23 protein-coding genes are annotated in these 24,262 nt (G+C 62.6%); 11 read left to right on the top strand and 12 right to left on the bottom strand.

Translation table 11 applies throughout. The features are described from left to right. The first annotated feature begins 161 nt into the window (after nt 1-161). Nucleotides 162-851 (top strand): phosphate regulon transcriptional regulator PhoB, encoded by a 690-nt coding sequence (gene phoB, locus L1P05_RS05270; protein ID WP_012847944.1) that lies wholly within the window; start codon nt 162-164, stop codon nt 849-851. Nucleotides 852-871: 20 nt separating this feature from the next. Beyond that, the gene (phoR, locus tag L1P05_RS05275) at nt 872-2,173 is read left to right on the top strand and encodes a phosphate regulon sensor histidine kinase PhoR (protein ID WP_012847945.1); all 1,302 of its coding nucleotides are present in this window, start codon (nt 872-874) and stop codon (nt 2,171-2,173) included. 32 nt (nt 2,174-2,205) lie between these two features. Here the strand turns inward: phoR and ppx are convergent, their stop codons facing one another. The 5 genes from ppx to purM all read right to left on the bottom strand — a co-directional run bounded on the left by ppx (nt 2,206) and on the right by purM (nt 8,342). After that, a complete protein-coding gene (gene ppx / locus L1P05_RS05280) occupies nt 2,206-3,735 on the bottom strand; it encodes an exopolyphosphatase (RefSeq protein ID WP_012847946.1) in 1,530 nt (509 codons plus the stop codon). 12 nt (nt 3,736-3,747) lie between these two features. Continuing rightward, on the bottom strand, nt 3,748-5,853 hold the full coding sequence (gene ppk1, locus L1P05_RS05285) for a polyphosphate kinase 1 (protein WP_012847947.1): 2,106 nt from the start codon (nt 5,851-5,853) through the stop codon (nt 3,748-3,750). 134 nt (nt 5,854-5,987) lie between these two features. Then, a complete protein-coding gene (speG, locus tag L1P05_RS05290) occupies nt 5,988-6,530 on the bottom strand; it encodes a spermidine N1-acetyltransferase (RefSeq protein WP_012847948.1) in 543 nt (180 codons plus the stop codon). Between the two features lie 118 nt (nt 6,531-6,648). Then, nucleotides 6,649-7,287, bottom strand: coding sequence for a phosphoribosylglycinamide formyltransferase (purN, locus tag L1P05_RS05295; protein WP_012847949.1), 639 nt, complete (start codon nt 7,285-7,287; stop codon nt 6,649-6,651). An 11-nt stretch (nt 7,288-7,298) separates the two neighbouring features. Further along, entirely contained in the window at nt 7,299-8,342 is a 1,044-nt protein-coding gene (gene purM / locus L1P05_RS05300; protein ID WP_012847950.1) for a phosphoribosylformylglycinamidine cyclo-ligase, read from the bottom strand. Between the two features lie 269 nt (nt 8,343-8,611). Here purM and upp point away from each other — a divergent pair, with 269 nt between their 5' ends. The 4 genes from upp to hda all read left to right on the top strand — a co-directional run bounded on the left by upp (nt 8,612) and on the right by hda (nt 12,180). Then, nucleotides 8,612-9,238 carry a uracil phosphoribosyltransferase gene (upp, locus tag L1P05_RS05305; RefSeq protein WP_012847951.1) on the top strand — a complete coding sequence of 209 codons (627 nt, stop codon included), beginning with the start codon at nt 8,612-8,614 and terminating at the stop codon, nt 9,236-9,238. Nucleotides 9,239-9,342: 104 nt separating this feature from the next. Then, a complete protein-coding gene (gene uraA / locus L1P05_RS05310; protein ID WP_012847952.1) occupies nt 9,343-10,620 on the top strand; it encodes a uracil permease in 1,278 nt (425 codons plus the stop codon). A 271-nt stretch (nt 10,621-10,891) separates the two neighbouring features. Continuing rightward, nucleotides 10,892-11,323, top strand: a complete 432-nt coding sequence (locus L1P05_RS05315) for a DoxX family protein (RefSeq protein ID WP_012847953.1) — start codon at nt 10,892-10,894, stop codon at nt 11,321-11,323. Between the two features lie 140 nt (nt 11,324-11,463). Next, the gene (hda, locus tag L1P05_RS05320; RefSeq protein WP_012847954.1) at nt 11,464-12,180 is read left to right on the top strand and encodes a DnaA inactivator Hda; all 717 of its coding nucleotides are present in this window, start codon (nt 11,464-11,466) and stop codon (nt 12,178-12,180) included. Between the two features lie 51 nt (nt 12,181-12,231). On the opposite strand, the gene arsC is transcribed toward hda, so the two are convergent. Further along, entirely contained in the window at nt 12,232-12,585 is a 354-nt protein-coding gene (gene arsC, locus L1P05_RS05325) for an arsenate reductase (glutaredoxin) (RefSeq protein ID WP_012847955.1), read from the bottom strand. Between the two features lie 57 nt (nt 12,586-12,642). Next, nucleotides 12,643-14,124 (bottom strand): beta-barrel assembly-enhancing protease, encoded by a 1,482-nt coding sequence (gene bepA / locus L1P05_RS05330; RefSeq protein WP_012847956.1) that lies wholly within the window; start codon nt 14,122-14,124, stop codon nt 12,643-12,645. Between the two features lie 245 nt (nt 14,125-14,369). Here bepA and L1P05_RS05335 point away from each other — a divergent pair, with 245 nt between their 5' ends. Beyond that, nucleotides 14,370-15,449 carry an AI-2E family transporter gene (locus L1P05_RS05335; RefSeq protein ID WP_012847957.1) on the top strand — a complete coding sequence of 360 codons (1,080 nt, stop codon included), beginning with the start codon at nt 14,370-14,372 and terminating at the stop codon, nt 15,447-15,449. Between the two features lie 43 nt (nt 15,450-15,492). On the opposite strand, the gene bcp is transcribed toward L1P05_RS05335, so the two are convergent. After that, nucleotides 15,493-15,963: a thioredoxin-dependent thiol peroxidase gene (bcp, locus tag L1P05_RS05340; protein WP_015461166.1), complete on the bottom strand. Its 471-nt coding sequence runs from the start codon at nt 15,961-15,963 to the stop codon at nt 15,493-15,495. A 17-nt stretch (nt 15,964-15,980) separates the two neighbouring features. Further along, entirely contained in the window at nt 15,981-16,538 is a 558-nt protein-coding gene (locus L1P05_RS05345) for a glycine cleavage system transcriptional repressor (RefSeq protein ID WP_012847959.1), read from the bottom strand. Nucleotides 16,539-16,684: 146 nt separating this feature from the next. Here L1P05_RS05345 and dapA point away from each other — a divergent pair, with 146 nt between their 5' ends. The 3 genes from dapA (at nt 16,685) to purC (ending at nt 19,490) form a co-directional block, all read left to right on the top strand. Next, nucleotides 16,685-17,566, top strand: a complete 882-nt coding sequence (gene dapA / locus L1P05_RS05350) for a 4-hydroxy-tetrahydrodipicolinate synthase (protein ID WP_012847960.1) — start codon at nt 16,685-16,687, stop codon at nt 17,564-17,566. Between the two features lie 16 nt (nt 17,567-17,582). After that, nucleotides 17,583-18,623, top strand: a complete 1,041-nt coding sequence (bamC, locus tag L1P05_RS05355; protein WP_012847961.1) for an outer membrane protein assembly factor BamC — start codon at nt 17,583-17,585, stop codon at nt 18,621-18,623. A gap of 153 nt (nt 18,624-18,776) precedes the next feature. After that, on the top strand, nt 18,777-19,490 hold the full coding sequence (gene purC, locus L1P05_RS05360) for a phosphoribosylaminoimidazolesuccinocarboxamide synthase (protein WP_012847962.1): 714 nt from the start codon (nt 18,777-18,779) through the stop codon (nt 19,488-19,490). Nucleotides 19,491-19,541: 51 nt separating this feature from the next. Here the strand turns inward: purC and L1P05_RS05365 are convergent, their stop codons facing one another. From L1P05_RS05365 to L1P05_RS05375, 3 genes are read right to left on the bottom strand one after another with little or no spacing between them, the layout of a single operon-like run. Continuing rightward, the gene (locus L1P05_RS05365; RefSeq protein WP_012847963.1) at nt 19,542-20,225 is read right to left on the bottom strand and encodes a cyclase family protein; all 684 of its coding nucleotides are present in this window, start codon (nt 20,223-20,225) and stop codon (nt 19,542-19,544) included. 25 nt (nt 20,226-20,250) lie between these two features. Then, nucleotides 20,251-20,982: an MIP/aquaporin family protein gene (locus L1P05_RS05370; RefSeq protein ID WP_012847964.1), complete on the bottom strand. Its 732-nt coding sequence runs from the start codon at nt 20,980-20,982 to the stop codon at nt 20,251-20,253. Further along, on the bottom strand, nt 20,969-22,033 hold the full coding sequence (locus L1P05_RS05375) for an alpha/beta fold hydrolase (RefSeq protein WP_012847965.1): 1,065 nt from the start codon (nt 22,031-22,033) through the stop codon (nt 20,969-20,971). The genes L1P05_RS05370 and L1P05_RS05375 overlap by 14 nt, the downstream gene beginning before the upstream one ends. A gap of 253 nt (nt 22,034-22,286) precedes the next feature. Here L1P05_RS05375 and L1P05_RS05380 point away from each other — a divergent pair, with 253 nt between their 5' ends. Beyond that, entirely contained in the window at nt 22,287-24,251 is a 1,965-nt protein-coding gene (locus L1P05_RS05380; RefSeq protein ID WP_012847966.1) for a tRNA(Met) cytidine acetyltransferase TmcA, read from the top strand. Nucleotides 24,252-24,262: the final 11 nt, after the last annotated feature.

Below are 24,262 nucleotides of genomic sequence, written 5' to 3' on the forward strand. Positions count from 1 at the left end.
CCGCGGCGGCGGGCGGAGGATATGGCGGCCAGTATACCCGGCGCGACAAAAGGGCGCCAACCCGTTGGCCGCGGCGGCGAGAGGGGATCTCTTTTTTTTCATAAATCTGTCATAAAAATGACGCATAATTGCAGCGGATGACAATTAACCGGGAAGTCAGTATGAGCATACGCATTTTAGTCGTAGAAGATGAAACGCCCATCAGGGATATGGTGAGTTTCGTTCTGGAGCAGAACGGCTATCAGCCGCTGGAGGCGGAGAGCTATGACGGTGCGTTAAGCCAGCTGTGCGAGCCTTACCCCGATCTGATTCTGCTGGACTGGATGCTGCCCGGCGGCTCGGGTATCCAGCTTATCAAGCAGCTGAAGCGGGAGCCGGCGACCCGGGAGATTCCGGTGATGATGCTGACGGCGCGCGGCGAAGAGGAAGATCGGGTGCGCGGTCTGGAGGTGGGCGCCGATGACTACATTACCAAGCCGTTTTCACCCAAAGAGCTGGTGGCGCGGATCAAGGCGGTGATGCGCCGCATTTCGCCGATGGCGCTGGAGGAGACCATCAACCTGCAGGGGCTGAGCCTCGATCCCGTCTCGCACCGGGTGACGGCCCAGGACGACGCGGTGGAGATGGGGCCGACCGAATTTAAACTGCTGCACTTCTTTATGACTCACCCTGAGCGGGTTTACAGCCGCGAACAGTTGCTCAATCATGTCTGGGGCACTAACGTGTATGTGGAGGATCGTACCGTCGATGTCCACATTCGCCGTCTGCGTAAGGCGCTGGAGGGCAGCGGGCACGATCGCATGGTGCAGACCGTGCGCGGTACCGGCTACCGTTTCTCCGCCCGTTTCTGATCGGCGACGGAGTTCTGACTGTGCTAGATAAACTCTCCTGGAAGACGCTGCTGTCTGAGCTGCTGCTGTGCTGCGTGCCGGCGCTGCTGCTCGGTGCGCTGTTCGGCTATTTACCCTGGTTTTTACTGTCGGCGCTGTGCCTGCTGCTGCTGTGGCACGGCTGGAATCAGCTGCGGCTCTCCCACTGGCTGTGGGTGGATCGCAGCATGACGCCGCCCAGCGGGCGCGGCAGCTGGGAGCCGCTGTTTTACGGGCTGTATCAGATGCAGCAGCGCAATCGGCGGCGGCGGCGTGAGCTGGCTTTGCTGATCAAACGCTTCCGCAGCGGGGCGGAGTCGCTGCCCGATGCCATCGTGATGCTGACCGATGAGGGCAACATCTTTTGGTGTAACCATCTGGCGCAGCATCTGCTGGGGTTCCGCTGGCCGGAGGATAATGGGCAGAATATCCGCAATCTGCTGCGCTATCCCGAATTTAGCCGCTATCTGGGCGACGCCGACTACGCTCGGCCGCTGACGCTGCACCTGAACAGCGGGCGCTATATGGAGTTTCGCCTGATGCCCTACAGCGAGGGGCAGATGCTGATGATCGCGCGCGATGTGACCCAAAAGCGTCAGTTGGAGGGCGCGCGGCGCAACTTTTTTGCCAACGTCAGCCATGAGCTGCGCACGCCGCTGACGGTGCTGCAGGGCTATCTGGAGATGTTTGGCGACGATGCCATGCCGGCGCCGCAGCGGGAGAAGGCGCTGCTGACCATGCAGGCGCAGGCGCAGCGTATGGATGGACTGGTTCGGCAGCTGCTGGTGCTGTCGCGGATTGAGGCGGCGCCGGACATCGATCTCAGCGCGGTGGTCGATGTCCCGGCGATGCTGCATATGCTGGAGCGCGAGGCCAACGCGCTGAGCGACGGCCAGCACACGCTACGCTTTAGCATTGATGATGGCCTGCGGGTGCGCGGCAACGAGGAGCAGCTGCGCAGCGCCGTCTCTAACCTGGTGTATAACGCGATCAACCATACGCCGGCGGGAACGCAGATTAGGGTATGCTGGCAGCGCACCGCGCAGGGGGCCTACTTTAGCGTGCAGGACAATGGGCCGGGCATCGCTCAGGAGCACCTCAGCCATCTGACCGAGCGCTTTTACCGGGTCGACCGCTCCCGCTCTAGCCGCACCGGCGGCAGCGGGCTGGGACTGGCCATCGTCAAGCATGCGCTGCAGCACCACGAGGCGCAGCTGGCGATCGATAGCGCTCTCGGGCAGGGAACCCGCTTCGCGTTTACCCTGCCGTCCCATCTGGTGTTCAACGGCGCACCGTCGGCCTGATTAGCGCGGGCTCGCGTGCGCGTCGGCGCGCGCTAGTCCTCTAGCTGCGCTTCGATCACCAGGCTCCAGCCGTCGACGCTGCGCCAATACGCCTGCTCCTTCTCCACGTCCAGCTGCACCAGGCTATTTTGCCGCAGATAGTGGGACGGGAAGCGCAGCACCCACTGAAAACCATGGGTCTCCAGCTGCAGCGTCGCGGGCGGCGCGGTGGACTGGCGCTGATTGTTGAGCAGGGTAGCCAGACGCAGGATCTGGATCAGCGGCAGATACTGTTTTTTCTTAAACAGGGTGAAGCGCGGCAGCTCCTCCAGCCGCAGCGCCTTGCGCTGGCAGCGTACCAGCGTCGCCAGCATCAGCTGCTGCTCCTGGGTGAATCCGGGCAGATTGGTATTTTGCAGGATATAGGCCGAGTGGCGCTGCATGCCGCTGTGGTTGATGCTCAGCCCCACCTCGTGCAGCGCGGCCGCCCAGTTGAGCAGCGCCTCTAGCTGCGGATGCACCAGCCGCGGGTTTTGCACCATCCACTGCGCGTAGAGCTGCTGCGCGCTGGCCTGCACGCGCTGGGCCTGCTCACGGTCAATATTGTAGTGCTCGGCCAGGCTGAGCGCGGTGCGGCTGCGGATATCCTGGTGGCGGAAACGCCCCTCCATCTCATACAGTACCCCTTCGCGCAGCGCGCCGTCCGACAGGCGCAGCTGCTTTATCGCCAGCGCGTCGAACACCCCGCACAGAATGGCCAGCCCCGGAACGAAGACCTGGCGGCGATCCTCGGACAGCCCCGGCAGACGCAGGCGATCGACGTGGTCGTAGCGCAGCACCTCGTCGCACAGCATCGCCAGACGCGCCGGAGTGAGCAGCCCATCTTTTTCGCCCATGGCGACCAGAACCTCATAGGCCGCCTTAATGGAGCCGGAGGCGCCCAGCGCGGCGCTCCAGCCCTGAATGCGGTACTGCCAGGCCATGTTCTCCAGCTTTTGCGCCGCGGCCAGGCGGGCGCGCTGAAAACCGGCGGCGCTGATGACGCCGCCGGTAAAGAACTGCTGGGCAAAGCTGACGCAGCCCATGCGCCGACTCTCGACCAGAATCGGGTCAAAGTCCTCGCCGATCACCATCTCCGTGGAGCCACCGCCGATATCGATCACTAGCTTGCGGCCCTTCTCTGGCTGGGTGTGGGCGACGCCCATAAAGATCAGGCGCGCCTCTTCATGGCCGGAGATGATCTCGATGGGATAGGGGATCACCTTGGCGGCGCGCTTGAGGAACTCCTGGGCATTGTTGGCCTGGCGCAGGGTATGGGTGCCAACGATGCAGACGTTTTCCGCCGGAAAGCCCTGCAGGCGCTCGGCGAACAGGGCCAGGCAAGCCAGGCCGCGCGCCATGGACTCCTCGCTCAGGCACTGATGCTGATCCAGGCCGTCGGCCAGATGGACGCGCTGCTTTAGCCGCCCCAGCACCTGCAGCGCGCCGTTGACGACGCGCGCGATCACCATATGAAAACTGTTGGAGCCGAGATCGACGGCGGCGATCTCCTGCGGACGGGGCGAAGTGGGAATCAGCGGCATAGGCAGTCCGGTTCAGTCATGGGTCGGCGGCACGGGGAGCTCTCGCGCCTGCTGGGCGTCGGCATGTTCCAGCGCCCGGATGTAATCATAGATGGCCAGCTGTGAGCGCACTTTGCGGCGGTTGCCGCGCGGCACATAGCGGTTGCTCAGCTCCCGATCGAGGTAGCGGGCCTTGACGGTATCGCTGAACTGCAGTTCCAGCAGATCCAGCACCCGCTGGCGCAGCAGGGGATCGAGCAGGCTCACCGCCACTTCAATGCGGTAGTCGATGTTGCGGGTCATCCAGTCGGCCGATGAGAGAAAGACCTGCGGATCGCCGTGGTTGTCAAAGACATAGACCCGGGCATGCTCCAGGAAGCGATCGACGATGCTGATGGCGCTGATATTATCGCTGACTCCCGGGATCCCCGGCACCAGCGCGCACATGCCGCGCACCAGCAGGCGGATTTTTACCCCGGCGCTGGAGGCCGCGTACAGACGGTCGACCAGCCCTTTATCTACCAGGTTGTTGATCTTAAGAGTGATCCCGGCGCTCAGCCCGGCCTGGGCATGGGTTATCTCCTGATCGATCAGCTGATACAGCATGCGGCGTGAGTTCTGCGGGGAGACCATCAGGTGTTCGAAATTAACCGGGCGATAGGGGTTTTCGATAAAGTTGAATACCCGGCGGACTTCGTTGGTGATACGGGCATCGGCGGTCAGCAGCGAATAGTCGGTGTACAGCCGGGCGGTTTTCTCGTTGAAGTTACCGGTGCCGATATGGGCATAGCGCACGATGTCGTCGCCTTCGCGGCGCGAGATCAGGAACAGCTTGGCGTGGATCTTCAGCCCCGGGGCCGAGAATATCACGTGTACGCCGGCCTCCGTCAGCCGCTTGGCCCAGTGAATGTTAGCCTCTTCATCGAAGCGCGCCTGCAGCTCCACCACCACCGTGACCTTCTTGCCGTTGTGGGCCGCATGGATCATCGATTCGATGATGCGGGAGTTCTTGGCCACCCGGTAGATATTGATCTTAATCGCCAGTACGCTGGGGTCGAAGGAGGCCTGGCGCAGCAGCTCCAGCACGTGCTCGAAGGTGTGATAGGGGTAGTACAGCAGCACGTCGTGGTCGCGGATGGCGTCGAAGCCGTTACGGAAGCGATCGAACCAGACGTGGCGCAGGCGCGGCAGCGGGCGATTGAGCAGGTTGGCCTTACCGACGTTGGGAAACTTGATGAAATCCTTAAAGTTGTGGTAACGCCCCCCGGCGATGACTGAATCGTAGGAGGAGATGCCCAGCCGACGGGTCAGCAGGCTGACCAGCTCGTCGGGCATGTCGCGCTGGTACACAAAGCGCACCGGCTCGGCGGTCAGGCGCTGCTTGAGGCTAGAGGACATCAGCTCCATCAGGCTGGACTCCATCTCCGTCACCAGATCGTATTCGGCGTCGCGGGTCATCTTCATCGAATAGGCGTTCAGGGTGTGGTAATCGAAGAAGCCACAGAAGATGTCATCCAGGCAGTAGCGCAGAATGTTGTCCACCAGAATCATTGGCTTGCGTCGGCGCGGCGTCTCCGGCGGCAGCATGATGAAGCGCTCGACCTTGTCGGAGGGGATCTCCAGCAGCGCATAGCGGGTCTGCTGGCCGCTGACGATCTCCACCGCCAGATAGGTGTAGTCATCCTTGAGGAAGGAGACCAGATCGGTCTCCTCATCGAGCATGATCGGCGTGATATGCTGGCGCAGATGGTTGCGGTAGTACTGCCGTAGCCACACCTGCTGGTTTTCGGAGAGCTGGCGTTCGTTGATCAGGAAGATCTGATTGCGCGCCATCTCCAGCAGCAGGTCGTTGTACAGGGAGTCGAACTCCTGATCGGCCTTGAGCACCTTGGCCTGGATCTGCTGCAGCAGGTGGCGTGAACTGCCGTTATCCGTGCCCTGCTCCTCGCTGATCAGTATGCGGCGCTTCAGCTCGGCGAAGCGCACCTTATAGAATTCGTCCAGGTTGCTGGAATAAATGCCGAGAAAGCGCATGCGCTCGATCAGCGGGTTGCTTTTATCGGCGGCCTCCTGCAGTACGCGCTCATTGAAGGATAGCCAGCTGAGCTCTTTGTCGATATAGCGCTTTTCCTGCCCCATTGTGACTCCAGTACCAAAGCAAAAACGATCCGTCCCGCGCTGCGCGGGGCGGCTGCCCGGCGGTGATACCGCCGTGGACGGAACATTGCCCTACTATTATGGCGAGTCTGCGGGGGGAAAGTCCAACCGCGGCGCTATACGCCCGGCGCCGGCGCGCGGTACATGGCCAGATAGCGGTGCTGGAACATGCACATGCGGATGGCGTTGCGGTACTCGCCGTTGATGAAAAACTCGTGGATCAGCTCCCCCTCGACCTCAAAGCCCAGCTTGCTATAGATATGGATAGCCTTGTGGTTCTCTTTGTCGACGATCAGGTACAGCTTATACAGGTTGAGCACGGCAAAGGCGTGCTCCATGGCCAGCTGCGCCGCGCGGCTGGCGTAGCCGTGTCCCTGATGGGCGGGATCGATGATGATTTGAAACTCGGCGCGGCGGTGAATATGGTCGATTTCGACCAGCTCAACCAGCCCTATCTTGGTGCCGTTCTGCTCGACCACAAAGCGGCGCTCGCTCTGATCGTGGATATGCTTGTCGTACAGTTCGGCCAGCTCGACAAAGGCGATGTAGGGCTCCTCAAACCAATAGCGCATCACGCTGGCGTTGTTATCAAGCTGGTGGACAAACGGCAGGTCTTCCCGTTCCAGGGGATGTAACCTGACGTAACTCTCGCTGGACATAATCGTTCCTCTCGTCGCAGGGAATGGGCGGCCGAGGCCGCCGGATAGGGAACGATATTATAACCGCTGTTTATTAATAACTGCAGGGGGCGACGGCGTCGATACGGTCGCCGCGTGGCTAATCGCTGGCGTACCCCTGCGGCGGCAGCGCCTGTCCGTCCAGCCAGGCCAGACCGTCGCGCTGTCGTAGACGATCGCTGCAGAACCAGGCGACCGCCAGCGGATAGATGGCGTGCTCCTGTACCTGCACCCGAGCGGCGATCTCGGCGACGCTGTCGTCGGCGAAGATCGGTACCTGGGCCTGCAGCACCACCGGACCGCCGTCCAGCGCGTCGCTGACAAAGTGAACGGAGGCGCCGTGCTGGGTATCACCATTGTCCCGGGCCCGGCGGTGGGTATCCAGACCGGGGTAGCGCGGCAGCAGCGAGGGGTGAACGTTGAGCATGCGCCCGGCGAAGCGCTGGACAAAGGCCGGCGAGAGGATGCGCATATAGCCGGCCAGTACCAGAAGGTCAGGGTGATAGGCGGCGATCTGCGCCGCCAGCGCCATGTCGAAGGCCTGGCGGTCGGGGTAGTCATCCGCACACAGAGCGCACGCGTCAATGCCGGCTCGGCGCGCGCGCGCCAGTCCGTGGGCGTCGGCGCGGTTGCTGAAAACGGCGACGATGCGCCCTGGAATCCGTCCGGCGGCGCAGGCGTCGATCAGCGCCTGCAGATTGCTGCCTTGGCCGGAGATCAGCACGACGATACGCTTCATGGCATGCCCCCTCAGCGCAGGATCTCGACCTGCGGCTCGTCGCCCTGCGCCTCAGCGATATGGCCCAGCAGCCAGGCCTGTTCGCCGGATTGGCTCAGGCGCGCCAGCGCGGAGTCGACCTGTGCCTGCGGCAGGGCGATTACCATCCCGACGCCGCAGTTAAAGGTGCGGTACATTTCGCGGCGGCTGACGTTGCCGGTCTGCTGCAGCCAGTCGAAGACGGCCGGCCACTGCCAGCTGCCTTCGTCGATGACGGCCTTGGCGCCGGCCGGCAGCACGCGCGGAATGTTCTCCCAGAAGCCGCCGCCGGTGAGGTGGGCGAGGGCGTGCACCTCATGGCTGGCGATCAGATCCAGACAGGCGGCGACGTAGATACGGGTCGGCGCCAGCAGGTGGTCGGCCAGCGGGCGCCCGGCCAGCATGGTCGTGCGCGGATCGCAGCCGCTGACCTCCAGGATCTTGCGGATCAGCGAGTAGCCGTTGGAGTGTGGCCCGCTGGCGGCCAGGGCGATCAGGGCATCGCCGGGGCGCACCTGGCTGCCGTCGATAATCTGGGACTTCTCGACCACGCCGACGCAGAATCCGGCCACGTCGTAGTCTTCGCCGTGGTACATGCCGGGCATTTCGGCGGTTTCCCCGCCCACCAGCGCACAGCCGGCCTGTTTACAGCCCGCCGCGATCCCGCCGATGACGCTCGCCGCGGTATCGACGTCGAGCTTGCCGGTGGCGTAGTAATCCAGGAAAAACAGCGGCTCGGCGCCCTGAACCACCAGGTCGTTGACGCACATGGCCACCAGATCGATACCGATGCTGTCGTGGCGCTGCAGATCCATCGCCAGACGCAGCTTGGTGCCGACGCCGTCGGTACCGGAGACCAGCACCGGCTCACGGTATTTTTGCGGCAGCGCGCACAGTGCGCCGAAGCCGCCCAGGCCGCCCATCACTTCAGGTCGGCGGGTCTCTTTGACGACGCCTTTAATTCGGTCAACCAAAGCGTTGCCAGCATCAATGTCTACGCCGGCGTCTTTGTAACTGAGAGCGGTTTTGTCGGTCACTGCGTAAATCCCCATGGCGGTTAGGCGTGGTCCGTCGGCAGCGCGATGAGGCGTCCGCGAACCCTGCGGAAAAAGTCAGGCGGCGCAATTCTAGCAGCCAAAGCAAACGTTTGCTATCCCGTAATGCCCGACGGTAACGTTTTCGCACGACAGGTAACAGAGTGTTTCTTTATTGATTGAGATCATGCTTTTTCCTCTGGCAAGCGGGCGAAAAGGCGGTATAATCTCGCGATTTTTTTGGGCGCAGAACAGCTACATGGGAGAAAAAAATGAAGATCGTTGAAGTGAAACACCCGCTTGTGAAACACAAACTGGGTTTGATGCGTGAAAATGACATCAGCACCAAACGATTCCGTGAACTGGCCTCTGAAGTGGGCAGTTTGCTGACCTATGAAGCGACCGCAGACCTCGAAACAGAAAAAGTAACCATTGATGGTTGGTGCGGCCCGGTCGAAGTTGAACAGATTAAAGGGAAAAAGATCACCGTGGTGCCGATCCTGCGCGCAGGACTGGGCATGATGGAAGGGGTGCTGGAGCATGTGCCGAGCGCCCGTATCAGCGTGGTGGGGATCTACCGTAACGAAGAGACGCTGGAGCCGGTTCCCTATTTCCAGAAGCTGGTCTCCAACATCGATGAGCGTATGGCGCTGGTCGTCGACCCGATGCTGGCCACGGGCGGCTCCATGATCGCCACCATCGATCTGCTGAAGAACGCTGGCTGCCGCTCCATCAAGGTGCTGGTGCTGGTGGCGGCGCCGGAAGGCATCGCCGCGCTGGAGAAGGCGCACCCGGACGTGGAGCTGTACACCGCCTCCATCGATCGGGGCCTAAACGATAAGGGTTACATTATTCCGGGTCTAGGCGACGCCGGCGATAAAATATTTGGTACCAAATAACCCGTGAGCCGACTTGTTAGTCGGCTTTTTTTTGGCGTGACGCCGGGAGCGTCACGCCCCTTTCAAACACCAATACTATCGATTAACGAGAGAGGAAATACACCATGACCCGTCGCGTCATCGGCGTCAGCGAGCGTCCGCCGCTTCTGCAAACGATTCCGTTGAGCTTTCAGCACCTGTTCGCCATGTTTGGCGCCACCGTGCTGGTTCCCATTCTGTTTAAGATCAACCCAGCGACGGTACTGCTGTTCAACGGCATCGGCACTCTGCTGTATCTGTTTATCTGTAAAGGCAAGATCCCGGCCTATCTCGGCTCCAGCTTTGCCTTTATTTCACCGGTGATGCTGCTGCTGCCGCTAGGCTATGAGCTGGCGCTGGGCGGCTTTATCGTCTGCGGCGCGCTGTTCTGTCTGGTGGCGTTGATTGTGAAAAAAGCCGGCACCGGCTGGCTGAACGTGATCTTTCCCCCGGCGGCAATGGGGGCGATTGTGGCGGTGATCGGCCTGGAGCTGGCCGGCGTGGCGGCCAATATGGCCGGCCTGCTGCCGGCCGACGGCGCCCGCGCCGACGGCACCACCATCACCATCTCCATGGTGACGCTGGCGGTGACGGTGCTGGGCTCGGTGCTGTTCCGCGGCTTTTTGGCCATCATCCCGATCCTGATCGGCGTGCTGGTAGGCTACGCGCTCTCCTTCTTTATGGGCGTGGTGGATATTACGCCGATCAAAGAGGCCCACTGGTTTGCGCTGCCGACCTTCTATACGCCGCGCTTTGAGTGGTTCGCCATTTTGACCATCCTGCCGGCGGCGCTGGTGGTGATTGCCGAGCACGTCGGCCACCTGGTGGTGACCGCCAATATCGTGAAGAAAGATCTGATGCGCGATCCGGGCCTGCACCGCTCCATGTTTGCCAACGGCTTCTCCACCATGTTCTCCGGCTTTTTCGGCTCGACGCCGAACACCACCTACGGCGAAAACATCGGCGTGCTGGCGATCACCAAGGTCTACAGTACCTGGGTGATCGGCGGGGCGGCGGTGCTGGCGATTCTGCTCTCCTGCGTCGGTAAGCTGGCGGCGGCGATCCAGGTGATCCCGGTGCCGGTGATGGGCGGGGTCTCCCTGCTGCTGTATGGCGTGATCGGGGCGTCCGGGATCCGGGTGCTGATCGACTCCAAGGTCGACTACAACAAGGCGCAGAACCTGATCCTGACCTCGGTCATCCTGATCATCGGCGTCAGCGGTGCCAAGGTGCACATCGGCGCCGCGGAGCTGAAGGGCATGGCGCTGGCGACCATCGTCGGTATCGGGATGAGCCTGCTGTTCAAGCTGTTCAGCCTGATGCGCAAAGAAGAAGAGATTATTGAGCTGCCGGAGGATATCTAACGCCGCCGACGGGAGCCGGGCGGAGTCCGGCTCCCTCCTTTCCGCCCGTGTGCGTCGCGATGATGCGGGGCGGATCCACCGCACGCAATGTCCTCTTTTCTCTATGCCCTGTGGTTATGTTAAGCGCGTTAGGGCGCGCTGCCGCCGCTGGCTATTCTCTTGATCCTGCTTCTTTTTATTTATCTTCCTCCTCGGTGAGGGTGGCGTTGGCGCCGCGTCAGTGGGCTTCCCGGCCCGTAAGGATATTTAACTGTGAAAAAGGATTTATCTCATGAATGTATTCCTGCTGCGCCTGAACCATCTGTTGCACAATGAGGATCTCGGTAAATTGCTGCTGCGTATCACGCTGGGCGGCCTGATGCTGTTTCATGGCGTCAATAAAGCTGCCTTCGGCCTGACGGGCATCAATGCGCTGCTGGCGGCTAAGGGGCTGCCGGCGTTTCTCGGCTACGGCACCTACGTTGGGGAGCTGCTGGCGCCGGCGCTGATCGTGCTGGGGGTGTTGGTTCGGCCTTCGGCCCTGATCATGGCGTTTACGATGCTGTTCGCCTGGTATTTGGTCCACGTTGGCGATACTTTCAGCCTGACGAAGAGCGGCGCATCGGCGATTGAGAGCCTGCTCTATTACGGCGTGGGTGGCCTGGCGCTGGCCTGCCTGGGGACGGGGAACTATTCCATATTGAAGACGGCGCGCTGGCGTTAGCGCCGCGTAGGGCCGCCGCCGGGGCGCGCCGCGGGTGGGGGGATAGGGCGCGCCCCGGCGTGGGTTTTTAGCGCCGCGGCGTGATTAGCGCATGCCTGTGCGCATTTCTGTGTTAAACTGAAAGCGTTTTTTGCAAGTTCATGTCTGAGGTGAATCTGAACACGCCCACCCAGCTTTCATTGCCGCTCTATCTGCCCGACGATGAAACCTTTGCCAGTTTCTACGCGGGGGAGAATGCCGCGCTGCTCGCTGCGCTGCAGAATGCATTACGTCAAGAGCACGGATCCTACATCTATTTCTGGTCACGCGAGGGCGGCGGACGCAGCCATCTGCTGCATGCGGCCTGCGCCGAGCTGTCGCAGCGCGGCGAAGCGGTCGGGTTTGTGCCGCTCGATAAGCGGGCCTACTTTGTCCCCGAAGTGCTGGACGGCATGGAGCAGCTGGCGCTGGTCTGTATCGATAATATCGAATGTATCGCCGGCGATGAGGCCTGGGAGATGGCCATCTTCAATCTGTATAACCGTATTCAGGAGAGCGGACGCACCCGCCTGCTGATCACCGGCGATCGTCCGCCGCGCCAGCTCAATCTGCGGCTGCCCGATCTGGCCTCGCGCCTGGACTGGGGGCAGATTTATAAGCTGCAGCCGCTGGGCGATGAGGAGAAGCTGCAGGCGCTGCAGCTGCGCGCCCGTCTGCGCGGCTTTGAGCTGCCGGAGGACGTGGGTCGCTTTCTGCTTAAGCGTCTGGATCGTGAGATGCGCACCCTGTTTATGACCCTGGATCAGCTCGATCGGGCCTCTATCGCCGCCCAGCGTAAGCTGACCATCCCCTTCGTTAAAGAGACGCTGCTGCTGTAGCCGAGCAGCGATCTATGTCGCGCGCCGGACTCGCCCGGCGCCCAACGCTATTTACAGAATTTCCAGCACCTGCTGCGGCGGGCGGCCCAGGCGCGCCCGCGGGCCGTTGACCACGATGGGGCGCTCTATCAGCGAGGGGTGCGCGACCAGCGCGGCGATCAGCGCGTCCTGGTCCAGCGTCGGGTTGTCCAGATCCAGCTGCTGATACAGATCGTCGCCCCGTCGCATCAGCTGACGCGCGGAGTCAAAGCCCAGCGCGGCGAGCAGGCCACGCAGCGCGTCGGCATCCGGCGGCGTCTCCAGATACGGTACGATCTCGGGATGGATACCGCGCTCTTCCAGCAGCTGCAGCGTGGCGCGGCTCTTAGAGCAGCGGGGATTGTGATAGATAACGACGGAGGACATAGGGGCTCCTGTAGTTAGGGGAAATTCCCCGGCGCCCGCGGCGCCGGGGCGTGAGCATCAGCGGCGCTGGTACTGTTTAAAGCGCTCCTGCAGCTGACGCAGCTGATCGATACGGGCGTCATAGCGCGCCTGCTTCAGGCTGCCGAGGGGCATCAGCGCGCTGGCGTTGCCCAACAGCCCGATCGCCTGCTGCAGTTCGCCGGTCAGCGCCAGCTGTTCGGCGCGGGCGGCCAGCTCCTCGTCGCGCAGCCCCTGTGCGGCGCTGGCCTGCGCCAGCAGATCCCAGCCGTTGACATCGTCGGGGTGGCTGTAGGTATAGCGATACAGCAGGCGAGAGGCCTGGGACGCCTTTCCGCCCTGAATATAGGCGTTGGCCAGATTGATCTGCAGAACGGGATCGCTGCGATTTTTTGCCAGCGCGGCCTCCAGACGGGCGATGGCCGCCGCCGCCTGCTTCTGGTTGAGGTCGATATCGGTCATCAGGTCGATATACCAGACGTTGTCGGGATCGGCCGTCAGCAGCGGCTGCAGGGTGCGGCGCGCGTCGTCAAACTTGTTGGCCTGAGAGAACAGGATGGCCCGCCCATAGCGTGCCGCCTGCTGCTCGCGCACGTTGCCGCGCGCCAGCGTATCCAGCATGTCGCTGCTGAGATAGCCGCCGTCGAGGTCGTTACCGCTGTACATGCCCAGGGTGCGCACCTTGGCCAGCAGGTAGTCGAGCGAGGACTGAACCGGGTGGGGGCGCATCTGGTTGGCGCGGTTGCGGGTATCGGTCAGGCGGCTGTCCGGCAAGGGGTGGGTCAGCAGGATCTCCGGCGGCTTGGAGGAGTAGCGCGACTGGTCGGCTAGCTTTTGCAGAAAGTTGGGCATGGCCTGGGGATCGAATCCGGCGCGCTGCAGCACCTGAATACCGATGCGATCGGCCTCCTGCTCATTCTGCTGGGTAAAGCTGATGATTCCCTGCTGGGCCCCCGCCAGGGTGCCGGTCAGGGCGGCCATGCCCGCCTGCGGGCTGGCCATCGCCAGCAGGATGGAGCCGAGGGCGCCGACCCAGGTCAGCGGCGCCGTGCGCTGCTGCTCCTCCATCGCCCGCGCCAGGTGGCGCTGGGTGACGTGGGAGATCTCATGGGCCATCACCGAGGCCAGCTGGCTCTCATTGTCGGTATAGCGGAACAGGGCGCTGTGCAGCACCACGTTGCCGCCGAAGAAAGCAAAGGCGTTGATGTCGTCATTGCGAACCAGATAGAAGTGGAAAGGGGTGCGCACGCCGTCGGCGTGGGAAACCAGGCGCTCTCCCAGCCGGTTGATATAGCCGTCGAGCAGGGGATCGTTAATCAGCGGCGCGCTGGCCCGCAGCTGGCGCACGTAAAAGTCCCCCATCGCCAGCTCTTGATTGATGCTGAGGATATTGCCGGCGGTGGTGCCGATATCCGGCAGCGATTGATCCTGTATGGCGGCGGCGTGCAGCGAGGGCGCGGCGCCGAATAGCCCGCCCGCCAGCAGCAGGGCGATAAGCGATCTGTTGAACCGTAAAGTCATGAGTGACGCTTCCAAGGCAACGATAGACATTTGACGCCGATCCCGGCGAAGAGTTCTTCTTCCCGCACCCGCTCTCTATTACACTAGGCCAGATAAAGGACCGTGTCCTGCAATAACCTGACGTTTGTCCATTCTGCCACTATTGCTCGGCCGTGCCAAAACTTGTTGGTTACTATTTATCATGTTGTTATGTAACGGAATTTATGGAGCAGTCGCGCCGCGGCGCAGAATGAAGGAGTATAACCGTGCTTGAAATGCTGAGGCAGTGGTACCGGCGCCGCTTTACCGACCCCCAGGCGATCGCCCTGCTGACCATCCTGTTGGTGGGATTTTGCATTATCTATTTCTTTAACGGCATCCTGGCGCCGCTGCTGGTTGCCATTGTCCTGGCGTACCTGCTGGAGTGGCCGACCCATAAACTGCAGCTGGTTGGCTGTTCGCGGCTATGGGCAGTCTGCGTGGTGCTGCTGCTGTTTATCGGGATTGTGCTGCTGACGATGCTGGTGGTGATCCCGATCGCCTGGCAGCAGGGGTTGGCGCTGATGAGCGACATGCCGAAGATGGTGACCCGCTTTTATGAGTATGCCGCCACGCTGCCGCGCCGCTACCCGGCCCTGATGGATGCGGGCATTATCGATGTGGTGGTCGAGAACCTGCGCGCGCGGATGGCGCTGATGGGCGAGTCGGTGCTGAAGTTCTCCCTGGCGTCGCTGGTCGGGCTGGTCACGCTGGCCATCTATCTGGTGCTGGTGCCGCTGATGGTGTTCTTTCTGCTCAAGGATAAGGGGCAGATGCTCAATGCGCTGCGCCGGGTGCTGCCGCGCGAGCGCGGCCTGGCCGGGCAGGTCTGGCTGGAGATGAATCAGCAGATCACCAACTATATCCGCGGTAAGGTGGTGGAGATGCTGGTGGTCGGCGTGGCGACCTATCTGGTGTTTCTGGTGCTGGGATTGAACTATGGCCTGCTGCTGGCGGTGCTGGTCGGCGTCTCGGTACTCATTCCCTATATCGGCGCGGTGCTGGTGACCATTCCGGTGGTGCTGGTGGCACTGTTTCAGTGGGGGATGGGGGCGGATTTCTGGTCGCTGTTCATCGCCTATCTGGTGGTGCAGGGGCTGGACGGTAACGTTCTGGTGCCGCTGCTCTACTCCGAGGCGGTTAACCTGCATCCGCTGGTGATCATTCTGTCGGTGATCATCTTTGGTGGACTGTGGGGATTCTGGGGGGTTTTCTTTGCCATCCCGCTGGCGACCCTGGTGAAGGCGGTGATCCACGCCTGGCCGGATGACTTCGGTAATGACGCGACGCCCGGTGCCAACGGGTAGCGCCTAGACGGGCGCGGCGCCAGAGGGCGTCGCGCCGCGGGCGTTACGGGTGGCTGCGCAGGTACTCCAGCACCACGTCGCTGTGGTTGCTGGTTTTAAACCCCTCGAATACGTGTTCAATGCGGCCGCTGCCGTCGATCAGAAAGCTGATGCGGTGAATGCCGTCATAGGTTTTCCCCATAAAGGTTTTCTCTCCCCACACGCCAAACAGGGCGGCGACCCGGTGCTCTTCATCGGACAGCAGGGTAAAGTTCAGCAGCTCCTTCTCCGCAAAGCGGGAGAGCTTTTCCGGTTTATCGGTGCTGATCCCCAGCACCTCTACGCCGTACTGTTTCAGCTCATTCATGCTGTCGCGCAGCCCGCAGGCCTGTACGGTACAGCCTGGGGTCATGGCTTTGGGATAAAAGTAGACCAGTACTCTCTGGCCCTGGAAGTCGGCCAGACCGATCTGCTCACCGTCTTGATCCAATAGGGTAAACTGTGGCGCGATGCTACCGGCTTGCAATGGACTCATTACGACTCTCTCCGTCTTTAACCGTCATGCTGAGAATAATTGACTACGTTAATGCTGCCCTGCGCATTGAGCTCGAGACAGAGCTGGTTAAACGCGCGCTCGATCAGCGTGGGATCTTGGCTGGCCGGGCTATGGGCGGTGATTTGAATATAGAGCTGTTGCTCATCGGAACCGTCGCGGGTCTGGGTTCGGGAGACCAGTTCGGCGATGTTCATGCGCTGTGAGTCAAACAGATCGGTAAAGCGTTCGATGATGTGCGGCGAGTCTTTGACCTCGACCTGCACCCAGACCGTGGCCGGCATGGTAGGACGCTCGTGCCAGGTGGTGCGCTTCATTACGATCAGCAGATCCATCTCTACGCCTTTCAGCGGCAGGGTGGACTCTATCAGGGTGATCGCGTTCCAGCTGCCGGAGAGCAGCATGATGAACGTGAACTCTTCGCCCAACATCGCCAGTCGGCTGTCTTCAATATTGCAGCCACAGCTACTGACGTGGCGGGTAATATTGTTGACGATGCCGGGGCGGTCCGCGCCAAGGGCGGTGATGACTAGATAGTGTTGATTGGGCTGTGGCAAAAGAGTTCTTCCTGTATCGATAGTGGGTGTACCAAGGTAATCATAAAAAAAAGTATGCTACAAGCAATTAGCATTCAGATGTCTACTTGCGTTGGCAATGCTTTAAAACGTACCATGAGACGCCTGTTTTTAGAGGGGGATGGACTATGTTCACGGGAAGTATTGTAGCGCTGGTAACGCCGATGGATGACAAGGGAAATGTCGATCGCGCGAGCCTGAAAAAGTTGGTCGATTACCATGTCGCCAGCGGGACGTCCGCCATTGTTGCCGTGGGCACCACCGGTGAGTCCGCCACGCTGAGCCATGACGAGCATGTCAACGTGGTTTTACAGACGCTGGAGCTGGCCGATGGCCGGATTCCGGTGATCGCCGGGGCGGGCGCTAACGCCACCGCCGAGGCCATTGCGCTGACCGAGCGTTTTAATCACAGCGGGGTGGTGGGATGTCTGTCGGTCACGCCGTATTATAATAAGCCGACGCAGGAAGGGTTGTATCAGCACTTCCGTGCCATCGCCTCTTGTACCGATCTGCCGCAGATTCTGTATAACGTGCCGTCGCGCACCGGTTGCGATATGCTGCCGGAGACCGTGGCGCGTTTGGCGCAGATTGACAATATTATCGCGATTAAAGAAGCGACCGGGAACTTAAGCCGCGTTGGGCAGATCCAAGATCTGGTCAACGACGATCGCTTTATCCTGCTCAGCGGTGATGATGCCTCGGCGCTGGACTTTATGCGTCTGGGCGGAAAAGGGGTTATCTCGGTAACCGCGAACGTGGCCGCGCGCCAGATGGCGGAAATGTGCCGCCTGACGCTGGCCGGGGATTTCCATGCCGCACGCAGGCTAAACCTGAGCCTGATGCCGCTGCATCGCGATCTGTTTATAGAAGCAAACCCGATACCGGTAAAATGGGCCACCAAGGTATTGGGACTGATAGCGACCGACACCCTGCGTCTGCCGCTGACACCGCTGAGCGCCAGTGCGCACCCGGCGGTTGAGCGCGCACTGCAGCATGCCGGTGTGCTGTAACTCTTAGGGAGATTGAATGGCTTACTCAGTACAAAAGTCGACGATTGCGACCCTGGTTGGCGTGTCGCTGGCGATGATGCTCTCTGCCTGCTCCAGCGATCAGCGCTATAAGCGCCAGGTCAGCGGGGACGAGGCCTACCTGGAAACGCCGGCGCTGCAGGAGTTGAAGGCGCCAGCGGGGATGATCCTGCCGCTGCAGAACAGCACCTACGATATCCAGAGGAGTAACGATAAGGGCGCCGTCGGCAAGGCGCTGGATATCCGTCCTCCGGCGCAGGCGCTGGCGCTGCTGAACGGCTCGCGCACCCAGTACACCAACGGCGCCGCGATCATGCTGGTGGAGAACTCGGCCGGGATGAGCGGGCTGTGGCAGCAGGTCGTACGCTCGGTGCAGGAGGATAACTTCCCGATCGCCAGCCGCCAGGATGCCAGCCAGTCGCTGACGACGGAGTGGATCGCGTTCAATCGCGCCGATGAAGATCAGCAGTACCGCGGCCGCTATCAGATCTCGGTTCAGCCGCAGGGATACCAGACGGCGATCGTCGTCAAGTCCCTGGCGTTAGAGCAGAGCGGATCACCGGTGACCTCGAGCAGTGAGATCCAGCGCTATGCGGTGAATGTGCTGAACGACGTCGCCAGCAATCTGGATAAAATCCAGAGCGATCAGGCGAACGCGCGCGCTAACCGGAGCCTGGGGCAGATCGACGTACAGAGCGGGGCCGACGATACCGGTCTGCCGCTGCTGATCGTACGTGCGCCTTATGCTCAGGTCTGGGAGCGCCTGCCGTCCGTGCTGCCGCGCGTCGGCATGACCATCAGCGATCGCAGCCGTCCGCAGGGGACTCTCTCCGTCAGCTACAAGGAGCCGAGCAGCAGCACCTGGGAAAGCCTGGGGGTTAGCGCGCCGGATCTGGCCAACGGCGACTATAAGATCCAGGTCGGCGATCTGGACAACCGCACCAGCCTGCAGTTCCTGGACAGCAAGGGACAGCCGCTGACCCAGGCGCGTAACGACGCGCTGGTCAAGGTATTCCAGGCGGCGTTTGCGCGTCCGTAACCCGCTCGAACATCGTGAAGGGGGCTAACGCCCCCTTTTTTTGTATTTTTTTCTCCACGCAATCGTTTGGCTGGCGTATAATGGCCCCATCCTGCGGCGCCATCGCGCCCGAACGCTTCGGTTTGTTCTGTTCTTAACCTATGGAGTACGCAAATGCAAAAGCTCGCTGAGTTGTACCGCGGCAAGGCTAAAACGGTTTATGCCACGGAGGATCCGGATCTGCTGATTCTGTCGTTCCGCAACGATACGTCAGCTCTGGATGGCCAGCGCATTGAGCAGTTTGATCGCAAGGGTATGGTGAACAACAAGTTTAATCACTTCATCATGAGCAAGCTGGAGGCGGCCGGGATCCCGACGCAGATGGAGCGCCTGCTGTCCGATACCGATGCGCTGGTGAAGAAGCTGGAGATGGTGCCGGTGGAGTGCGTGATCCGTAACCGCGCCGCCGGTTCGCTGGTGAAGCGTCTGGGCATTGAAGAGGGCATGCCGCTGAATCCGCCGCTGTTCGATCTGTTCCTGAAGAACGACGCCATGCACGATCCGATGGTCAATGAATCCTACTGCCGTACCTTTGGCTGGGTCAGCGACGAGCATCTGGCGCAGATGAAGGCGCTGAGCTACCGCGCCAACGAGGTGCTCAGCCAGCTGTTCGACGACGCCGGGCTGATCCTGGTGGACTTTAAGCTGGAGTTCGGCCTGTATAAGGGCCAAGTCGTTCTGGGCGATGAGTTTTCGCCGGACGGCAGCCGCCTGTGGGATAAGGCGACGCTGGCGAAGATGGATAAGGATCGCTTCCGCCAGAACCTGGGCGGGCTGATTGAGGCCTATGAAGAAGTGGCCCACCGTCTGGGCGTGCCGCTCGACTGAGCGGCGACGCGACGCATGGAAAGACGACGGGGGCGCTAGCCCCCGTCGTCATTATGGCGCCAGCCCGGCCATGACGCTCACCTGCCCGCTGTCGGCGCCCACGATCCGGCTCGGTCCCAGGGTCAACAGCTGCGGCAGCTGATCCTGCAGCGGCGCGAGCGTCATATCTTCGATAGCGATAATAAACTTCTCGCCATAGTACCCCAGCAGCCAGCGGTGCGCCTCTACGCCCAGATCGTTGCAGGGGGAGCCGATAGAGAGAAAATCCATGCCAATGCACAGCAGGCGTGGAAAGTGCTCAACCAGATAGCGGCAGAGATCGGGGTGCAGACAGGGGCCCTCTTTGCTGTATATCTCGGGATCGCGCTGGCGATAGGCCTCGAATCCGGTACGGATCAGCAATAGCTTTTTATCCTGCAGCTGTGGGGCGTAAGGGGCGATATCCTCGCGGGTCACGATCGCGCGCGGTCCCTTTGGCACGGCGATCAACAGGATCTCATCCTGCCGATAGGCAAAGTAGTCGATGGGCAGCTGGTGCAGCGCGGGACCGTCGGGGCAAAAATGGCGGGGGCCATCGCAGTGGGTGCCAAAGTGATTCGGCAGGTGACTTATCACCGCGTTAAAGGGGCTATCCTGCTGACCGATGCACGACGTGACGGTGAGGGAGAGCACGGGCTCTTCCGGCCAGGCGACGTCCGCCGGATCCAGTTTATGAGATAAGAAGACAAAGCGCATAAGCGTGACTCCTGTCGGGTGAGGATTAGCTGCCGACGCCGCTGAACAGGGCGCGGTAGCACAGAGCCGCCAGCGCGGCGCCTAACAGCGGGCCGACGATCGGCACCCAGGCATAGCGCCAGTCGGAGCTGCCCTTGCCGCGGATCGGCAGCAGGGCGTGGATGAGGCGCGGCATCAGATCGCGCGCGGGGTTGATGGCGTAGCCCGTCAGCCCGGCAAAGGCCATCACCCCGCCGGAGAGGGCGATAAACAGATAGAGAAAGGCGACGCCATTGGCGGGAAGCGAATGGGGAAAGCTCAGTACGGTCAGCATCAGGATAAAGGTGGCGGTCGCTTCGGCCAGCGTGTTTTTTAGCCCGTCGCGGATGGCTGGCGCGGTGGCGAAGACGCCGAGCTTGCTGCGCGGGTTCTCTTCGCTATCGAGGTGCTCCCGGTAGAGCACCCAAACCAGCAGCGCGCCGCAGAAGGCGCCGCCGGCCTGGGCCAGGATGTATCCGGGGATCTGCTCGGCGGGAAAGCGCCCCGCCAGAAAGAACCCCAGGGTAAACGCCGGGTTGCAGTGGGCGCCGGAGATGGGGGCGACAATGATAGCGGCAGAGGTCATGGCCGCGCCCCAGCCCAGCGCCGCGACGCCGCCGCCGGCGCCATAGAATGCCGAGCTGCGCAGCGAGATGGCGGCGACCACGCTGAGTCCCAGGGTGACCAGCAGGGCGGTGCCAATAAACTCGGCTAAGTACAGCGTGCTATGCGGCGGCATGGTGCCTCCTTGACGGCGCGCTCAGCAGAAAACGCGCGACCTGCGGCGCATAAAGACGCGCCAGCCCGGTCGTGGCGTGGCCGCGGGTCTCTGGGCCCGCCGGGATCAGGTAGAGGGTGCCGTGCGGCAGGCGTGCGATGGCGCGCTGCATGACGCCGGTCTCGGGCGGGTTTCGCTCATCGTCGGCGGCGTTAATCGCCAGCACCGCGGCGTGCACCTGCTCCAGATGCGCATCGGCGCGGTAACCGCGCGAGGCGTCCCACTGGTACAGCAGATCGTTGGCGTCGACGCTGAAAGGGGCGGACAGGCGCTGCTCCAGCAGCCGCTGAGCGCTGTCCCAGGTCGGCGCCTGCCGCTGCCAGGCTAGCGTTCCCCCGCTGGTGGCGATGGCGTAGAAGACGCTGGCAAAGTGTGCGCTGGGCGGCTGCTGACGGTAGTCGCCGTTTTGCCACGCGGGGTCTCGGCGAATGCTGTCGGTGATCAGGCGGCGCAGTATCCAGTTGCGAGAGGCCATCTCCGTCGGCTGGGCGGCCAGTGGAATGACCGCGTCCATGGCGTCGGGATAGCGTTCGGCCCAGAGCCAGGCGTGCATTCCGCCCATGGAGTTTCCCATGACCAGGCGCAGGTGGGGGAGGCCGAGTCCCTCTGTCACCAGGCGAAACTGTGCGGTGACCATGTCCTGATAGGTGTAGCGCGGGAAGCGGGCGCGCAGTCCATCGGAGGGCTTACTGGAGCGGCCGTGGCCGATGGCGTCCGGCATGATGATGAAATAGCGCTGAATATCGAGGGGCTGACCGGGGCCAAACATCACGTCGGCGAACTCCGGGGTGATAAAGCTGTCGCCGCTGCCGCCGGTGCCGTGCAGCAGCAGTACCGGCATCCCACCGGGCTCGCCCAGGGTGCGGTAGTGCAGCGTCAGATCCATGCGTGCGCCGTCGTGAAAGGAAAAGTCTCGGGCGATCCAGTCGGCATGGCGCGGCGCGAGGGGCTGCGCCAGCGCGCTGGAGATCAGCGCTAACAGTAGGAATAATAAACGAAAAGTGGAGCGCATGCGTTTTTCTCCTTTGAGCAGAGGAAAACCGGACATGGCACGGGCCATACTGCGCCGGGGTCGAGAGGCCGCGGGTAAATTTGTGATGATTAGTTATTTATTGTGATTTTATGGTGTTTAATAATCTTTTTTAGCGATAATGATCACGATAATAGATCATTTTGTGATCTTTTGTTAATCATGGTGCGCGACAGCGCGGACGACGGCGATGCTGGTATACTCTGGGATTCCCTTTTGCTGCCGTGGTGTCGCTATGCCGCTTTCCGCCTCTCTTCCTGCCATGTCCCGCGCCGGCGTGCGCCGCCTGCTGGTGATCAGCGGTGAGGCCGACTGGTGCCGACGGCGCGCCGCCCTTGCTATCGCCCCGCTGGCTGACGTGACCTGGTGCGGCAGTCCGGCGCCGACGGGATGCCAGGCGCTGCCGCTGACGCAGATCCGTACGGTGCTGGGACGTGAGCTGGGGCACTGCGTGCTGGACTGGCATCCGGGCTGTCACGCGGAGGCGCTGGCGGCGCTGGCCGGCACGCTGCGCGCCGGCAGTTGGCTGATCCTGCTGACGCCGCCGTGGTCTGCCTGGGCACAGCGCCCCGATGATGACAGCCTGCGCTGGAGCGAGCGCGAGCAGCCCATCGCCACGGCGAATTTTGTTCACCACCTGCAGCGTACGCTGTCCGCAGCCGACGGCGTCACGCTGTGGCACCAGGGTGCGGCGTGCCCGGCGCCGGCGCCGCTGAGGCGCGCGGCGTGGCGGGTGCCGGATGGCACGCCGACGGAGCAGCAGCGGGCGATACTGCGCGCGCTGCGTACGCCGGCCGCCGTCAACGTGGTGCTGGGGCCCCGCGGGCGCGGCAAGTCAACCCTGAGCGGTATGCTGGCCGCCGACCTGCGCGGCGACTGTCTGCTGACGGCGCCGGCGCGGGTCGCCGCCGAACGGGTGCAGACGACGACGGGCGACTTGCCGTTCGTGGCGCCCGATTTGCTGCTGCAGCGGATTGAGGCCGGGGAGAGGCTGCCCGGCTGGCTGCTGATCGATGAGGCGGCGGCGATCCCTACGCCGCTGCTGCAGCGCCTGATCGCGGCGTTTCCCCATGTGCTGATGACCACCACGGTACAGGGCTATGAGGGGACCGGCCGCGGATTTCTGCTCAAGTTCTGCGCGGCGTTGCCCGATTGCCGTATCCATAGCCTCGATCGGCCGCTGCGCTGGGCCAGCGACGATCCGCTGGAGGCGTGGCTGAACGCCGCGCTGCTGTTCAGCGATACCTGTGGGGCGGCGGCGCCGGTCAGTGCGCTGCGCTGGCTGGCGCAGCGGCAGTGGCAGACGGATCCGGCGCTGATGGCGGACTTTTATGCGCTGCTGACCAGCGCCCACTACCGGACATCGCCGCTCGATCTGCGGCGTCTGATGGATGCGCCCGGTCAGCGCCTGTGCACGGCGCTGGGCGAGGCGCGGGTGCAAGGGGCGCTGTGGCTGGTGGACGAGGGGGGACTGTCCGCCGCGCTGGCGCAGGCGGTGTGGGCCGGTGAGCGTCGGCCGCGCGGTAGCTTAGTCGCCCAGTCGCTGGCGGCGCACGGCGGCGAGCCCTGCGCTCCGCAGCTGCGATCCTGGCGCGTTAGCCGTATCGCCGTGATGCCGACGCTGCGCCGTCGCGGCGTCGCGTCGGCGCTGATAGCCGCGGCGCTGACGCAGGCGCGTGCGGCGGGCGCGGTGGACTTTGTTTCGGTCAGCTTTGGCTATACCGATGCGCTCTGGGCGTTCTGGCAACGCTGTGGATTTACCCTGGTACGCATGGGGACCCAGCGAGAGGCCAGCAGCGGTTGCTATACGGCGATGGCGCTCTGTCCGCTGACGGCGGCGGGAGCGGCGCTGACCCGGCGCTTGGCGCGGCGTCTGGCGCGCGATGCCCGCTGGCTGATGGCGCAGACCGGGCTCGTGCTCCCGCTGACGCCGCTGGCGGCGGACAAACTCGATGAGGCCGATCTCCGTGAGCTGGACGGCTTTGCCCATCACGCCCGTCCCTACGATAGCGCCTGTCCGGCGCTGCTGCGTTTCTTGGCCGGTCGGCCGGCCTCTACGCTGCCGCCGCTGCTGGTGCAGCTGCGGCAGGCGCAGGGCGATCTGGCACGGCTACCGCCGCAGGCGGGCGTCAGCGGGCGGCGAGCCCTGATCGTTGCGCTGCGCCAGGCGCTGGCCGCCGCGCTGGCGACGGCGGCGTAACGTCGTCGGCA

Origin of the sequence: Edwardsiella piscicida (genome assembly GCF_021733145.1) — a bacterium.
GTDB lineage: Bacteria > Pseudomonadota > Gammaproteobacteria > Enterobacterales > Enterobacteriaceae > Edwardsiella > Edwardsiella piscicida.

Excerpts from the sequence above, each read along its gene's own strand:
- L1P05_RS05375 (WP_012847965.1), bottom strand. The coding sequence starts at position 22,033 with ATGCGCTCCACTTTTCGTTTATTATTCCTACTGTTAGCGCTGATCTCC.
- bamC (WP_012847961.1), top strand. The coding sequence starts at position 17,583 with ATGGCTTACTCAGTACAAAAGTCGACGATTGCGACCCTGGTTGGCGTG.
- purN (WP_012847949.1), bottom strand. The coding sequence starts at position 7,287 with ATGAAGCGTATCGTCGTGCTGATCTCCGGCCAAGGCAGCAATCTGCAG.
- L1P05_RS05315 (WP_012847953.1), top strand. The coding sequence starts at position 10,892 with ATGAATGTATTCCTGCTGCGCCTGAACCATCTGTTGCACAATGAGGAT.
- speG (WP_012847948.1), bottom strand. The coding sequence starts at position 6,530 with ATGTCCAGCGAGAGTTACGTCAGGTTACATCCCCTGGAACGGGAAGAC.
- dapA (WP_012847960.1), top strand. The coding sequence starts at position 16,685 with ATGTTCACGGGAAGTATTGTAGCGCTGGTAACGCCGATGGATGACAAG.
- L1P05_RS05370 (WP_012847964.1), bottom strand. The coding sequence starts at position 20,982 with ATGCCGCCGCATAGCACGCTGTACTTAGCCGAGTTTATTGGCACCGCC.
- L1P05_RS05365 (WP_012847963.1), bottom strand. The coding sequence starts at position 20,225 with ATGCGCTTTGTCTTCTTATCTCATAAACTGGATCCGGCGGACGTCGCC.
- ppk1 (WP_012847947.1), bottom strand. The coding sequence starts at position 5,853 with ATGGGGCAGGAAAAGCGCTATATCGACAAAGAGCTCAGCTGGCTATCC.
- arsC (WP_012847955.1), bottom strand. The coding sequence starts at position 12,585 with ATGTCCTCCGTCGTTATCTATCACAATCCCCGCTGCTCTAAGAGCCGC.
- uraA (WP_012847952.1), top strand. The coding sequence starts at position 9,343 with ATGACCCGTCGCGTCATCGGCGTCAGCGAGCGTCCGCCGCTTCTGCAA.
- purC (WP_012847962.1), top strand. The coding sequence starts at position 18,777 with ATGCAAAAGCTCGCTGAGTTGTACCGCGGCAAGGCTAAAACGGTTTAT.
- ppx (WP_012847946.1), bottom strand. The coding sequence starts at position 3,735 with ATGCCGCTGATTCCCACTTCGCCCCGTCCGCAGGAGATCGCCGCCGTC.
- hda (WP_012847954.1), top strand. The coding sequence starts at position 11,464 with ATGTCTGAGGTGAATCTGAACACGCCCACCCAGCTTTCATTGCCGCTC.
- upp (WP_012847951.1), top strand. The coding sequence starts at position 8,612 with ATGAAGATCGTTGAAGTGAAACACCCGCTTGTGAAACACAAACTGGGT.
- bepA (WP_012847956.1), bottom strand. The coding sequence starts at position 14,124 with ATGACTTTACGGTTCAACAGATCGCTTATCGCCCTGCTGCTGGCGGGC.
- L1P05_RS05380 (WP_012847966.1), top strand. The coding sequence starts at position 22,287 with ATGCCGCTTTCCGCCTCTCTTCCTGCCATGTCCCGCGCCGGCGTGCGC.
- phoB (WP_012847944.1), top strand. The coding sequence starts at position 162 with ATGAGCATACGCATTTTAGTCGTAGAAGATGAAACGCCCATCAGGGAT.
- bcp (WP_015461166.1), bottom strand. The coding sequence starts at position 15,963 with ATGAGTCCATTGCAAGCCGGTAGCATCGCGCCACAGTTTACCCTATTG.